The sequence below is a fragment of the Arthrobacter sp. efr-133-R2A-120 genome (assembly GCF_030209835.1).
Lineage (GTDB): Bacteria > Actinomycetota > Actinomycetes > Actinomycetales > Micrococcaceae > Arthrobacter.
The window spans coordinates 18,360-32,585 of the sequence record NZ_JARVRF010000038.1; the positions used below are offsets into that span (position 1 = coordinate 18,360).

A 14,226-nucleotide genomic window follows, 5' to 3' on the forward strand; every position below is an offset into this window, starting at 1 on the left:
GGCCATCCCGCCTAACGCTCGCTCACTAAAGGTGAGCGAGCGTTGACCGAAATGGCGACAAAGGTGAGCGAGCGTCCGAGGTTGGGGCCCGACGTCGGGCTGCCGCACCGGGGTGCCGCCGGCCGCCGTCGGCGTCGTCCCGGTTAGGCGACAAAAATGAGCGAGCGTCTGCCAAAAAAGGCGATAAACGTGAGCGAGCGTTGGCCGTTTGCGTGGGTTCGGAAGCGCGCCCCAGGACAGACCCTCTTGACGCGAACATGTGCCGCCCCTCACAATAAGCGAATGGCTTTCACTAAAGAAGAGGCGGCACTCGTGCCGTCCGCGACCGTCAGCGTTGACGGCGGATTGAAGAAGAACGCAATCGGCACTCGCGACATTGTGTTCATGTTGGTGTCGGCGGCCGCCCCGCTGACTATCGTCGTCGGCATCGCCCCGCTCGCCCTCGCGGTGGGCGGCGTTGGCGCACCCTCCATCTACATCGCCGCGGCCATCGGCCTGGGCCTGTTCGCCATCGGTTTCATGGCGCTCACCCGCCACGTCCGGTCCTACAGCGGCTTCTACGGCTACATCTCGAAAACCCTCGGCCGCGTGGTGGGCCTCGGCTCCGGCCTCACTGCCTGGATGAGCTACAACGGCCTGCAAATCGGCCTCTACGGACTACTGGGGATCCAAGCCAACCTCGCCGTGAAGTCCTTCACCGGCGTGGAACTTCCCTGGTGGCTCTACGCGATCGTGTCGATCGGGGCCGTCTGGTACCTCGGCTGGCGCGGGATCGACGTCGGCGCCAGGGTCCTCGCCGTCCTGCTCACCCTCGAAACCGCGATCGTCGCCCTCGTCGCTGCGTTCGTTTTGGCCCAAGGCGGCGCACACGGCATCAGCTTTGAATCTTTCAGCCCGCAGGCCATCTTCTCCCCGCAGTTCGCCGCCGTCCTCGGCCTGGGCTTCTCCGCCTTCATGGGATTTGAATCCGGAGCCCTGTACCGGGAAGAAGCCCGCGACCCGGACCGCAGCGTCCCGCGTGCCACCTACATTTCCATCGCCTTCATCGGGGCGTTCTACGCCTTCGCCGTCTGGATCATCGTCCAGGCCTTCGGAGCGGACGCCGTCCAAGCGTTCGCTGCGGGCCACCTCGACGCCGGGGACACCGCCTACATCGCAGCGGGCAACTTCGCGGGCGGCTGGTGCGTGAACCTCATGAGCGTGCTGATCGTCACCAGCATCTTCGCCGCCCAGCTCTCCTTCCACAACACCATCAACCGCTACACCTTGTCCCTGAGCCGCGAGGGCATCTTCCCGAAACGCTCAGCTCGGATCAGCCCGCGATACCGCACACCCTCGGTGGCTGGCTTCGACCAGACCCTCCTCGCGCTCGCCCTCGTGATCGGCGCGGCCCTACTCCAGCTGGACCCCTTCACTCAATTCCTGATCTGGACGAACACACCGGGAGTGATCGGCGTCCTCCTCCTGCAGGCACTCACGGGCGTCGGCGTCGTGGTCTTCTTCGCCCGCCTCAAGGACCACGGCCTTCGCTGGTACGTCGTGCCTTCCGCCGTGGCCGCCACCATCATCATGTGCGTGGTGGTCTACCTGATGGCCAACAACGCCCAATTGCTCACCGGCCTCCCGGCCGGGGACCCCGTCAACACCACCCTGCTCATCTTTGCACCGCTCTTGTTTGCGGCCGGAACCGTGCTGGCCCTCGTGCTGCGCAAGGTCAACCCGGCCGCCTACCAGCGGATCGGCCACGCCGAGTGATCCCGGAGCCTAGTCTTGAGGAATGCAGACTCCGAGCAAAACCAGCCAGCTAGGACGGCCCCGGACACCGAGGCTCTCGCGGAAGGCGATCGGCCGCGCGGCGCTTGAGATGTTCGAGGAGGAAGAGAGCCTTTCGATCCCGCGGCTCGCGGAACGCCTGGGCGTCAGGCAGTCATCTTTCTACAAGCACGTCACGGGTCGTCAAGAGATCATCGAACTGGCCCGTGGCGCGCTCGTAGACAGAGCTCCGATGCCCGAGTTGCCGTCCGGCAGCCTCGACGACGTCATCCGCGAGATCTTCGACTCCCTCCGCAAGGCCTACAGCCTAGTACCGGCACTCCTTCCCCTCCTGCTCACGCAGCCGGTGTCACACCCGGCAGCCTTGGAGCGATACGACCAGTTTGTCGAAGCGTTCGAGATTGCGGGGGCGCCACGGCACCTCATCATTCCCGCGTTGGAAACCCTCGACAGCGCAGCGATTGGCGCGAGCCTCGACGCAATGACGATGGAATCCGCATGGAGCATCAACGAAGAGGAGGAAGGCACGTATCCCCATCTGTTCGCGGCAAAGAAAGCCGTGGCAGAGCACCCGGTAGACCGCTTCGCGTTCCTGGCCGATGTCCTTTCGGCCGGATTGAAGGCGGCCATCGACGACGACTGATCCTCACCGGGCGGACGTCGGAAACCCGAACACAATAAGGAGTTACATCTTGACCACGCCCGAGCCCATCGATCTCGTCATCCTCTCGTCCAGCATCCTCCACGGCGAGGCGCTCACAGAGACCGCCGGTTTCGTCGCCATCTCCAATGGCCGGATTGCGCACGTCGGCCGGGCCGACGCCGACACCAACCAAGCCGCCGAATGGACCGCACGAGCCAAACAGGTGTTCGACGTCGGCGACGCAACGGTCTGCCCCGGCCTGGTTGACGCCCACATCCATCCCATCCACGGCGCGGACATCGCCCGTGGCCTTGACCTGGGCGGGATCACCCAGCTCGACGACGTCCGCGCCGCCCTTGCGCGGTACGCCGCTTCCACGCCGCACGCCGTCGGCTCCGATTGGCTGTTCGCTTGGGGCCTCGACCCTGTCATCTTCGGGGATGGGGGCTTCAACAACTCCCTCTTCGACGGCATCCTCGACGACGAACTCGTGTTCATCACCCTGTTCGACGGCCACGCCTCGCTGGTCTCCGAAGCCGCCCTCCAGCTCGCCGGGGTCACTGGAACGGAAGAACTGCCGAGCACCGGCTATGTCGGCGTTGACCAGCTCGGCAAGCCCAACGGCATGCTCTACGAAATTGCCGCCCAGGAGCTTGTCCGCGGCGTCCTCCCCCAACTCTCCTTCGAGCAGCGCGTCGACGACCTCGGGAAACTCCTGCGTTCCATGGCCGAATCCGGACTGGTAGCAGGCCAGATGCTGGACTTCGGGGCCCCGGACACTTTGGAAGTGCTGGAGGCCTTGGAGCGGAGGGGCGAGCTCGCCATCCGGCTGCGGATCTCCCCTTGGGTTATGCCCGGCGCCACCGAGGAGGACTTGAAGGCCATGCTCGCGATGCAGGGCAGGCACGGCAGGCGCTGGCACGTTCACGGCATCAAGCTCATGATGGATGGAACCATCGACAACGGCACGGCGTGGCTCTTTGAGCCCGACACCCACGGAGAATCGCTCCATCCGCTCTGGCACGATCCTGAAGCCCTCGCCGCAGCCATGAAGTTCTTCCACGAACACCGGATCCCCACCACCACCCACGCCATCGGCGACCAGGCCGTTTCCTTCGTCGCGCGGACCATCGGAGCCCTCCCCAAGAACGGCACGGTCCACCGGATCGAGCACATTGAGTCCATCCCGGACTCGGTTTTGGCGGAAATCATCAGCGCGGGGGCCGCTACCAGCCTGCAGCCGACGCATTGCGCCCTCTACAGCCGCGCCGACCACACCGACAACTGGTCCCGCAGGCTTGGCAGCGAACGGGCCAACCACGCGTGGCGGACCCGCGATCTCCGCGACGCAGGAGCCATCGTCGCGCTCGGATCGGACTGGCCCATCGCTCCATTCGACCCGCGGGCGATCATCGCCTCAGCCCAGACGCGCCGCCCGGCCGGCCGGCCCGACGTCGAGCCCGTCCAACCCCAGCAGGCGCTCTCCGCTCGTGCCGCGCTCGAAGGCTACACGAGCCAATACTGGAGGTCTGTCGGTGAAGAAGGTGGAATCGTGGAAAGGGGGGCCCGCGCCGATCTGACGGTGGTCCGGCACAACCCCCTGACCACCGCGCCGGACGAATTTGCGCAGACGCCGGTGATCCTGACCATTGTTGACGGTGAAATCGTTGTTGATAACCGTCAGGCGCTTACGGCGGGAGTCACTCTGGATTCCGTCCAGAGGGCCTAGGCGAGGGCCTCTTCGAGCGCCTCAATGAGCTTCTCGGAATCGGGCTCGACGGCGGACGGGAAGCGGGCGAGCACCTCGCCTTCGCGGCTCACGAGGAACTTTTCGAAGTTCCACTTCACCTTCTGCGGTTTGGAGCCGTCGGCGGTCCGGGTCAGCTCGGCATACAGGGGGTGCTGCTCCTTGCCGCGGACCTTGGACTTGCTCGCGAGCGGGAACGAGACTCCAAAACTGCGCTGGCAGAAGTCCGCGATCTCGGCGTCGGAACCCTGTTCCTGGCCAGCGAACTGGTTGCACGGCACACCCAGAATCTCGAATCCACGGTCACGGTATTTGCCGTAGAGCTCCTCAAGTCCCGAGTACTGGCGCGTGAAACCACACTTCGAAGCCACATTGACTACTAGTACGGCTTTGCCCTCGAAACGCCCGAAGTCGGCCTGGGAGCCGTCGTTGAACGTCAGGGGGATGCTGTAGAGCGGGGACATTGAATCGCTTCCTTACGACGTGGAACGTTGGCAAACTGCCGCATTCGAGTCTACGCGCGGCAGGACGGTTGGGTGCGCGCCAGTAAAGCGATGACTTCTACGGCTTAGGGGAAGCCATTTTGGAAGTTGCAGTGACCGACGGCGTGGGGCTGCTGGGCGCTGGCGTCGCGGGCTCGGTAGGCGCCGACGGCGTGGGCGTCGCGGGCGGAGGCGGAGGCGGAGGCGGGGTTGACTGGGTGTTCGTCACGGTCGGCGCCGGAGCGGGGAGGCTCGACGTCGGGGCCACCGTGGGCGGTGTGGTCAAGGTGGGCGCCTGCGTCACCACAGGCGGAACTATCGCCGTGGGCGGGACTGTCGCCGTCGGCGCCTGCGTCACCACAGGCGCTTGCGTCCCGGTGGGAGCCGGCGACGGCGATGGGCTCGGGGTGCCGCCCGTTGTCTTACTTGGCGTGGGAGTAGCGGTTGTCGAGGGCGTCGGCGTCGCGGTCGGGGTGCCAGTCGGGCTCGGCGTCGGCGTCCCTGTCGGGCTGGGCGTCGCCGTCGGCGAACCGGTCGGCGTCTTAGTCGGGGTGCCAGTCGGGCTGGGCTTCGCCGTCGGCGTCGCGGTCGGGGTGCCGGCCGGCGTCCCAGTCGGGCTCGGCGGCACAACCTTTGTCTCCTGCACCCCGCCGGTCACCGCCTGTCCAGAGGGCACGGCTCCCGGGTCAGTCGGCACGGCCCCGGGGATGGACCAGACAGACCCCGGCGAGGTCGCAGTGGCGGAACCTGGCTGGTAGCTCACCATCGGGATATCGCCGAGGGGATCCACCTGCTTGGTTGGCAGGAACGTCCAGTTCATGGGGTTGGTGTAGACGCCGTTGAGGATCGTCTCGAAGTGCAAGTGGCAACCCGTTGAGGAACCCGTGGTTCCCACCCTGGCAATGACCTCGCCCACCCGGACCGATTGCCCCTTGACGACGGCGATGCCCTGCAGGTGGTTGTACGTCGTAACGAGGCCGTTGCCGTGATCGATTTCCACGCGATTGCCGCCACCCCATGGGTGCCACCCCACTGCCCGGACCACGCCGGAGTCCGCTGCGTAGACGAGCGTGCCGCAAGCCGCGGCGAAGTCCTGTCCCCAGTGGAACTCCCCCGGCAATCCGGTGAAGGGATCTATCCTCAATCCGAAGGGCGAGCTCGGAAACAGCATTTCGAGCGGCGCGTAGAGTTTCCCGGCAGGGGGCCGGTCGAGGGAACTCGACGCGACATTGAGGGTGCCTACGCCGTTCTTGTCGAGGGTTTGGACCGGGGAGCGTTCAAAAGACACCGTGGCTTTGTCACCTGCTTGGACCGGGGCCGATGAGGGGCTTTGAGGCACTGTCTCCTGCGCGCTGGAGGTGGCACCATCCGTGGGCAGCATGCGGGGTTCGACTTGCCCTGTGGCCAAGGATCCGTCACTTGCCTGTCCGCCTAAACCCGGGCCCTGGAAACCAAAAGCGAGGATCACCACGACAGCAAGGAAGCAAGCCGAAAGGATCCGGCCAAATTTTCTTGTGAGCACCAGATCGACAACCTGGCCAGACTCATGATGCTTTCCCACAGCGGCTCCTGAGACGGGCGCTCATCCCCAGTACGGGCGCGCTTGTCCCATTGTGGCCGCTATGAAATCGAATGGGAACACTCGACTTCATACTTGGCCGGTCCGCGAAACACTCGCCGGACCATGGCGGGCTACTCGCCGAGGTTCTCCTTCAGCAAAGCCCGGTGCTCGACGGCGGCATCCGAATGCAGCGCGCGGCCGGCGTCGGTCAGTTCGAGGTACAGCGAGCGCCGGTCATCCGTGCAGGTTACGCGGGAGACCAGTCCGGCTTTCTCCAAGCGGTCAACAACCTTGGAGACGGCGCTCTGGGTCATGGGAGTCCGCTCCCCGAGTGCCTTCATTCGGCAGGCTGAGTCAACGCTTTCGGCAACGAGATCGAGGATTTCGAATTCGTTCAGGCCGATGTCGAACTTGGCTTCGAGGGCGCGGTCGATCGCGGCCGCGGTGCGGAAGTACGAGTTCTGGATGCTGCGCCATTGCTCAACCAGCTGGCGATCCTGCGTTGTTGCCATGGCCCGATTCTAGTCGAAACCCTAAATAAAGTCCACGTCATAAGATTCCTAGTCATATTCCTTGTCATTGAATGACGTGTCATATAGATTGATGTGCATGACTTCACCAAGCACCCTCACTAGATCTGCCGAGCAGCTCCATACAGCCGTCCGCTGGACCCGGGCCCAGTGGCTGCTGCTAATGGTGGTGTGCACAGTTCTGGCCCTCGACGGCCTGGACGTCTCCATGGTGGGCGTAGCCCTTCCCTCCATCGGCCACGAACTCCACCTCGGAACCGATTCCCTGCAGTGGATCGTTTCCGCCTATGTCCTGGGCTACGGGAGCCTGTTGCTCCTAGGCGGGCGGCTTGCCGACCTGCTGGGCCGGCGTCGGATCTTCCTGATCGCCTTGACCGTGTTCGCCGCGGCATCACTCCTCGGCGGCCTCGTGAACGATCCCACCCTCTTGATCGCCACGCGATTCGTCAAAGGCCTGGCCGCCGCGTTCACTGCCCCTACCGGGTTCTCCATCATCACCACCAACTTCGCTGAAGGCCGCGAGCGCAACAAGGCTCTGTCCATCTTCACCACTTTCGGCGCGAGCGGCTTTTCGCTCGGGCTGGTGGTTGGCGGGCTCATGACCAGCTTGAGCTGGCGCTGGACCTTCCTGGTATCGGTACCGATCGCCGTCGCCGTCGTACTTCTTGGCATGCTGTTCATCCCCCGTGACAAGCCATCCACGGAAGGGAGCGGCCATGATGTCTGGGGCGCGGTCACCCTCGCGCTCGGCATGCTTGGCCTCGTGTACACCTTGGTTTCAGCTCCGGAGAAGGGCTGGGGATCTGTGGCAACAATCGCCGGATTCGCCATCTCTGCCGCCGTGCTGGCAACCTTTGCTGTCATCGAAAACCGCGTCAAGCACCCGCTCATCCGCTTCGGCATCCTTCGTGAGGGCTGGGTGGCCCGCGCCAACCTGAGCGCCATTGGATTGTTCGGCTCCTACCTGAGCTTCCAGTTCATCCTCACCATGTACCTGCAGTCGGTGCTCGGCTGGTCTCCCCTGGGCATGGCGCTTGCCTTGCTTCCTACCGGGCTCCTGGTGGCAACGAGCGCGCCCTTCGCGGACAGGTTCATCGAGAAATTCGGCGCTCCGAGGCTCATCCTCACCGGCCTGACCGCCATGGGACTGGGCTACGTCTTGTTCCTCCGCGTTGGAACCTCACCCAACTACGTGCTGGACATCCTTCCCTCGGTCATCCTGCTGGGCATCGGTTTCGCCTTGGCTTTCCCGTCCATCAACGTCCAAGCCACCGCCGGCATCCGGGATTCGGAGCAGGGTCTGGCCGCCGGACTCATCCAGACCAGCACGCAGGTTGGCGCAGCTTTGGTCCTTGCCGTGACGACGGCCCTCGTCAGTGGGCATGACACCGGCGCAGGCACAAACAGCACCGTCAGCGCGGCAGCCATGCTCGATCAGTACCGGCCCGGCCTGGTCCTGAGCGCTGCCGTAGCGATCGCGGCCCTGCTGGTGGCAGCGTCCCCGGCGCGCCGCCGTCGGGCACTTGTTGAGCAACCCGCAGCCTAAGAGGATTCGCGCGAGAGGTGCCGGCCCGCTGTTTCCACAGCGGGCCGGCACCTCGGCGTTCACCCAGCACGTCTGCGTAAACAAGACGGCACCTTGCGCCAACAGAATGCTGCGCAACAATGGACCATGGTCAACTTCCTAAAGAAGTGGCAAGCAGAACTGCGGATGACTTTTACGGGTCACCCGCAGTCCACTCCCGACTGGGTGCTGCAGCTTGAGGAGGGAAACGACCCCGGATACCACCTTCCCGGATCGGCCGTCTGGGCTGTCCACGGTTCCATGTCCACGATCGTCGCGGGAATCCGGGTGCTGCTCATGCAGTCCCTGCACCCCGGCGCTTTGGCGGGCGTGTACGACCATTCAGGTTTCAAAAGGGATCCCCTCGGGCGGCTGGCAAACACCATCCGTTGGATCTTCACCGTGAGCTACGGCTCCATGGATGCCGCGCACACGGCAACCCACTTCGTGCGGCGGGTGCATGACTCCGTCAAGGGCAGCTACGTTGACGCCCAAGGACAGACCCGCGAGTACTCAGCCAACGATCCCGAGCTTCTCCGCTGGGTCCACGTCGCGTACGCGGATTCCTTCGTGGCGGCGCACAGGATCTGGGGTGGGTCGGTCCCCGGCGGCGCCGACGCCTACATCCGCGAGTGGGCGCAGGCGGGCCGCCTGATGGGAGTCGAGGACCCTCCCCTGAGCCTTGCGGAAGTGACGGCGGAAATGGACCGCTGGTACGCGTCCGGACATCTCCGCGCTGACGAGCGGCTCAGGGAAACCATCGATTTCATCAGGTATCCCCCGTTGAAGGCGTCGCTGCAACCCGGTTACCGGATTTTGTTCGCCGCGGCCGTGGCTAGCCTGGAGCCCCGGTATCGGGAACTGTTGGGGCTGGAAAAAGCCCGTTTTGGCCCCATCCCGCTGCCGTCGATTCTCGCCGCGCGGGTGGTCCTCGCCGTCGTGCGCCTGACGTTGGGCCGCAGCGGCCCCAGCGAGCAGGCCGCCCGGAAACGGTTGCGGCGCTTGGGGTACGAGGCGTAAACGCAAAGAAGCCCGGCTGAACGGCTTGTGGCCGTCCCTCCGGGCTTCTTTGACGAATCGCTAGATCAGCGCGTCCGACAGGTGGTTCGGAGTGCCGAAGCGGTGTGCCGTGATGCTGATGGCCTGTTCGTGCAGGAACGGCAGCATCTCGATGCGTCCGGCCGGGGTCACCGTGCCGTGGTAGATCGCGACGTCGGGGCGGCCGCCGGTGGCGGCGCTCAGGGCGCTGCTGTCCCCGCCGATCAGGCGGATGCGGCCACCGTTGATGCCTGCCGCGGAAGCCAGCCATTCGGCGTCGTTCTGGATGCGGGTGCTCACGCCGAGCCCCGCGAACGCTGCGATGACAGCTTCGGGAAGCTCGACGGCGGAGGATACCGTGAGTGCCGAACCCGCCACTGCACCGGCCGCTACGACGCGAAGCAAGTCCACGAGCTTCCCGCCCTCGGACAGGCGGATGGTCACGGGGATGGCCCGGTACCGGAAGACGTTGCGCTCGGCGCTCAGGCCGGAGACGTCCTTGCGGGTGCCGAATTCCGTGGCCCACGCCGCGGCGTCGCTGAAGAGCGCCTTCTGCAGGGCCTCCGCGTCGCTGGCTTCGACAAGCGAGCCTGCGGCCTTGGCTGCGGCCAGGATCGAAGCGGCCGCACCCTTGAGCGTGGCACCGCGCTTGGCGGCCGGCTCCGCGGGGAGCCAGCTGCCCAGTCCCACCAGGTAGTTGGGTCCGCCGGCCTTGGTGCCCGCGCCCACGGCGGACTTCTTCCAACCGCCGAACGGCTGCCGCTGGACGATTGCACCCGTGATGCCGCGGTTCACGTAGAGGTTGCCGGCCTGGATCGTGTCCAACCAGACGCCCATTTCATCGGAATCGAGCGAGTGCAGCCCGGCGGTGAGGCCGTATTCGATCTCGTTCTGGATGGCGATGGCTTCTTCCAAAGTGGATGCCGTCATGACTCCGAGGACCGGGCCGAAGAACTCGGTCAGGTGGAAGTAGGAGCCACGCTTGACGCCGAAGCGGATGCCCGGGGACCACAAGCGGCCGGTCTCGTCGAGCTTCTCGGGCTTCACGGCCCAGGTCTCGCCGTCGCCGAGGGTTGTCAGCGCGTTGAGGAGCTTTCCGTTAGCCGGCTCGATGATCGGACCCATCTGGGTTGTGGCCTGCTCCGGGTAGCCCACCTTGAGCGAGCGGGCGGCGTCAATCAGCTGGTTGTGGAAGCGCTCGGACGTGGCAACGGAACCCACCAGGATCACCAGCGAAGCGGCGGAGCACTTCTGTCCCGCGTGCCCGAATGCCGAGTACACGACGTCCTTGGCGGCGAGATCGAGGTCCGCGTGCGGGGTGACGATGATGGCGTTCTTGCCCGAGGTCTCCGCGAGCAGCGGGAGGTCCTGCCGGAAGGAGCGGAAGAGCTCAGCGGTCTCGTAGCCGCCGGTGAGGATCACGCGGTCAACGCTGGGGTGCGAGACCAGCTGGGTGCCGAGCTCGCGTTCTTCGAGTTGCACGAGCGCCAGCACTTCGCGCGGCACACCGGCCTCCCACAGCGCGTCCACCATGACGGCACCGGAGCGGCGCGCCTGCTTTGCGGGTTTGATCACGACGGCGGATCCCGCCGCGAGTGCCGCCAGCGTGGAGCCGGCGGGAATCGCCACAGGGAAGTTCCACGGCGGGGTCACGACGGTGAGCTTCGCTGGGACGAACGTGGCGCCGTCGACCGTTTCCAGGTCCTTGGCCCGCTCGGCGTAGTAGTGCGCGAAGTCGATTGCTTCGCTGACTTCGGGGTCGCCCTGTTCGATCGTCTTGCCGGTCTCGGAGGCCATGACCTCGAGGAGCTCGGCGCGGCGGGATTCCAGGATGTCGCCTGCGCGGTGCAGGATGGCTGCGCGCTCTGCAGCCGGCATGACTCCCCAGGCTTTGCCGTGTTCCACGGCGGTGGCAATAATGCGGTCCAGTTCCTGGGAATCGCTGACCTTGCTGGCTTCAACAATCGCGTTTCCGGCGGTGGAGCCGGGAATACGGTCCAGGATGGCGCGGCCCCAGGCACGGTTGGCGGGCAAGGCAGGATCGGTGTCCGGAGTGTTGGCAAAGCCCTCTTTGCCCGCCGAGACCGCGGGCTTATTGCGGTCCTGGGTCCGGTTGGGGGCCGGAATAGTGTCGTCCAACTCAGCGAGGGAGGCGAGGAAACGCTGCTTCTCGCGTTCGAACAGGGTTCTGCTTTCTGGGGAGTTCCCCCCAAGCTCGAACACGGCGGACATGAAGTTGTCCTGGCTTGCGCCTTCTTCGAGGCGGCGGATCAGGTAGGCGATGGCGACGTCGAACTCGCCCGGGTGCACTACCGGTGTGTACAACAGGAGGCTGCCGACGTCCTTGCGGACGGCCGTGGCTTGGCCCGTGGCCATACCGAGGAGCATCTCGAACTCAATCGCTCCTTGCCCCTGCGCGGCGATGCCGCGCTCCTTGGCCAGCAGCCACGCGAAGGCCACGTCGAAGAGGTTGTGGCCGGCGACGCCGATCCGGACCGCATCGATATGTTCGGGGGTGAGCGCGTAGTTCAGGACGCGCTTGTAGTTGGTGTCCGAATCCTGCTTGGTGCCCCACGTAGCGAGCGGCCAGCCCTGGATGGACGCCTGGACCTGTTCCATAGGCAGGTTGGCGCCCTTGACGACGCGCACCTTGATGGGAGCGCCGCCGTTTGCCCGGCGGGCCGCAGCCCATTCCTGCAGTTCCTGCATGGCCGAGAGCGCGTCCGGGAGATAGGCCTGCAGCACGATGCCGGCCTCGAGGTTCTTGAATTCGGGCTTGTCCAGGATCCGGGTGAACACGGCCATGGTCAGGCTGAGGTCCTTGTATTCCTCCATGTCCAGGTTGATGAACTTGGGCTTGGGGAAAGATGCGGCCAGCTCGTAGAGCGGGGTGAGCTTCTCCACCACGTGGTCCACGGCCTCGTCGAAGGCCCACAGCGAGTGCGGGGCCACCGTGGAGGACTCCTTGATGGAGACGTAGTCGACGTCGTCACGGGCCAGGAGCTTGAGGGTCCCCTCGAGCCTGCGGCTGGCTTCGCGTTCGCCCAGGACGGCCTCGCCCAGCAGGTTCACGTTCAGGTGGACGCCGTTCTGCTTGATCTTGGCGATGGCCGGGCCGAGCTTGGCATCCGTGGCGTCCACGATCAGGTGGCCCACCATGTCACGGAGGACTTTGCGGGCGATCGGGATGACCACCTGCGGCAGGACCGGAGCCATCACGCCGCCGGTGCGCACAGCAGCGCGCATGTACCAGGGCAGGAAGGCCGGGACCTTGGGGGCCAGCTTGGCCAGGTTGCGGCCGGCGACGGACAGGTCCTCGGGGCGGATGACGCCGTCGACGAATCCCACGGTGAAGTCCAGGCCGTTCGGGTCCTTGAGTACGCCGGCGAGGCGCTGTGCGGAAAGGTCAACGGGCACCTTCGAGGCTTCGGTGAGCCAGTGTCGAACCAGTTGGATGGCTTCGTGGGCCAACTCCTGGAGGTGTCCGGATTCCGGGGTGGATTGTGTCCTGGCGTCGATGCTCGAATCCCGGGTTGGTGTGCTCATGCGCTTCGTTCCTTTGGTGCGGAGAGTCCTTTGTTTCCATCAGTATGGATCTACAATCAGATTAGGAAAAGCGATCTTTTCTGAAGAATATTCATTAGATTTCTCGACCCTTCTGGAGGGCCAATGCTGGACGTCCGCAGGCTGCGCTTGCTGCACGAATTGAAAATCCGCGGAACCCTCGCAGAAGTGGCGGACGCGATGAAGTACAGCCCGTCCTCTGTGTCCCAGCAATTGACTTTGCTGGAGAAGGAAGCCGGCGTGAAACTGCTGAGAAAATCCGGCCGACGAGTGCAACTGACGCCGCAGGCCGAGATCCTCGTGGAGCACGCGGCAGCGGTGCTGGCCACCCTCGAGCGGGCAGAGACGGACCTCGCGGCGTCTCTCTCCACGGTGACCGGCACCGTCCGGCTGGCCGTGTTCCAAACCGCCGCCCTGGCTCTCATGCCGGACTTCCTCACCATCATGAAGAGCGAGTATCCCGAAGTACGCGTCGAAATGATCCAACGCGAGCCGGAGACTGCGCTCTACGAAACGTGGGCCCGCGACTTCGACATCGTGGTAGCCGAGCAGTACCCAGGGCACGCGGCACCGCATCATCCCGGCCTGGACCGGGCCACCCTGACCAGCGACGCCATCAGGCTCGCCACTCCCCCGATTGGCCTTGGCGGCGAATCGATTTCCTCGCTCGCGGACACGGCTGCGCTGCCGTGGGTCATGGAACCGCATGGCGCAGCGTCCCGGCACTGGGCGGAGCAAGCATGCCGCTCCGCCGGCTTCGAGCCCGACGTCCGCTACGAAACTGCCGATCTCCAAGCGCAAATCCGGCTTATCGAGTCCGGCAATGCCGTGGCCCTCATGCCGGACCTCGTCTGGACAGGGCGGACCACGCCGGTCCAACTGCTGGACCTCCCCGGGCTCCCCAAGCGGACAGTCTTCACGTCGACCCGCACCGCCGGCCGGATCCACCCTGCAATCCTGGCGTGCCGGGAAGTGCTGGAACGGGTGGCTGCGGAACGGATGTAGGGCTTTGGGTGGGGATTGGCTCGCGCCGTCGCAGCCAACCCGGCACTTGTTTCTCATCCGGCAGCAACAGGAGCCGGTCCTGGAAACAATCCCCGGTTTCGGCAACGCAGCTCGAGAGGATTCCAAGGCCTGCCCGCGAGCTCGGTTTTAGGGGCCCGGGGAACGCAAAAAGGCCCCGGTCCAAAGACCGGGGCCAAACGCGGAGAATGGGGGATTTGAACCCCCGAGGGCGTTAACCCAACACGCGTTCCAGGCGTGCGCCATAGGCCGCTAGGCGAATTCTCCATGCTTCTGAATCAAAAGCAGACTCCACTGTACC

General features: G+C 65.1%; 10 protein-coding genes, 1 tRNA gene and 1 pseudogene. 7 read left to right on the forward strand and 5 right to left on the reverse strand.

What is annotated here, in order from left to right; genetic code table 11:
- Positions 1-282 precede the first annotated feature (282 nt).
- Genes QRN52_RS17340 through QRN52_RS17350 form a run of 3 tightly spaced genes read left to right on the forward strand, consistent with a single transcriptional unit; the run spans position 283 to position 4,145 of the window.
- Positions 283-1,755, forward strand: coding sequence for an APC family permease (locus QRN52_RS17340; RefSeq protein WP_284754559.1), 1,473 nt, complete (start codon positions 283-285; stop codon positions 1,753-1,755).
- A 22-nt stretch (positions 1,756-1,777) separates the two neighbouring features.
- A complete protein-coding gene (locus tag QRN52_RS17345; protein WP_284754561.1) occupies positions 1,778-2,416 on the forward strand; it encodes a TetR/AcrR family transcriptional regulator in 639 nt (212 codons plus the stop codon).
- 49 nt (positions 2,417-2,465) lie between these two features.
- Entirely contained in the window at positions 2,466-4,145 is a 1,680-nt protein-coding gene (locus tag QRN52_RS17350) for an amidohydrolase (RefSeq protein WP_284754563.1), read from the forward strand.
- Here the strand turns inward: QRN52_RS17350 and QRN52_RS17355 are convergent.
- Entirely contained in the window at positions 4,142-4,627 is a 486-nt protein-coding gene (locus tag QRN52_RS17355) for a glutathione peroxidase (RefSeq protein WP_284754564.1), read from the reverse strand. The two genes, QRN52_RS17350 and QRN52_RS17355, sit on opposite strands and share 4 nt — an antisense overlap.
- A gap of 119 nt (positions 4,628-4,746) precedes the next feature.
- Between QRN52_RS17355 and QRN52_RS17360 the strand changes: the two genes are divergently transcribed.
- On the forward strand, positions 4,747-5,403 hold the full coding sequence (locus QRN52_RS17360) for a hypothetical protein (RefSeq protein WP_284754738.1): 657 nt from the start codon (positions 4,747-4,749) through the stop codon (positions 5,401-5,403).
- A gap of 74 nt (positions 5,404-5,477) precedes the next feature.
- On the opposite strand, the pseudogene QRN52_RS23965 reads toward QRN52_RS17360, so the two are convergent.
- Positions 5,478-6,026: pseudogene (locus tag QRN52_RS23965) on the reverse strand (M23 family metallopeptidase); the annotation flags it as partial.
- 311 nt (positions 6,027-6,337) lie between these two features.
- Positions 6,338-6,718, reverse strand: coding sequence for a MarR family winged helix-turn-helix transcriptional regulator (locus tag QRN52_RS17370; protein WP_234752616.1), 381 nt, complete (start codon positions 6,716-6,718; stop codon positions 6,338-6,340).
- 97 nt (positions 6,719-6,815) lie between these two features.
- Between QRN52_RS17370 and QRN52_RS17375 the strand changes: the two genes are divergently transcribed.
- Positions 6,816-8,282: an MFS transporter gene (locus tag QRN52_RS17375; protein WP_284754568.1), complete on the forward strand. Its 1,467-nt coding sequence runs from the start codon at positions 6,816-6,818 to the stop codon at positions 8,280-8,282.
- A 126-nt stretch (positions 8,283-8,408) separates the two neighbouring features.
- Entirely contained in the window at positions 8,409-9,320 is a 912-nt protein-coding gene (locus QRN52_RS17380; protein ID WP_284754569.1) for an oxygenase MpaB family protein, read from the forward strand.
- A 60-nt stretch (positions 9,321-9,380) separates the two neighbouring features.
- Here the strand turns inward: QRN52_RS17380 and QRN52_RS17385 are convergent, their stop codons facing one another.
- Positions 9,381-12,884, reverse strand: coding sequence for a proline dehydrogenase family protein (locus tag QRN52_RS17385; protein WP_284754571.1), 3,504 nt, complete (start codon positions 12,882-12,884; stop codon positions 9,381-9,383).
- A 123-nt stretch (positions 12,885-13,007) separates the two neighbouring features.
- On the opposite strand from QRN52_RS17385, the gene QRN52_RS17390 reads away from it, so the two are divergent.
- Positions 13,008-13,907, forward strand: a complete 900-nt coding sequence (locus tag QRN52_RS17390) for a LysR substrate-binding domain-containing protein (RefSeq protein ID WP_284754573.1) — start codon at positions 13,008-13,010, stop codon at positions 13,905-13,907.
- Between the two features lie 200 nt (positions 13,908-14,107).
- Here QRN52_RS17390 and QRN52_RS17395 read toward each other — a convergent pair.
- Positions 14,108-14,192: transfer RNA gene (locus QRN52_RS17395), tRNA-Ser, on the reverse strand.
- Between the last annotated feature and the right edge of the window lie 34 nt (positions 14,193-14,226).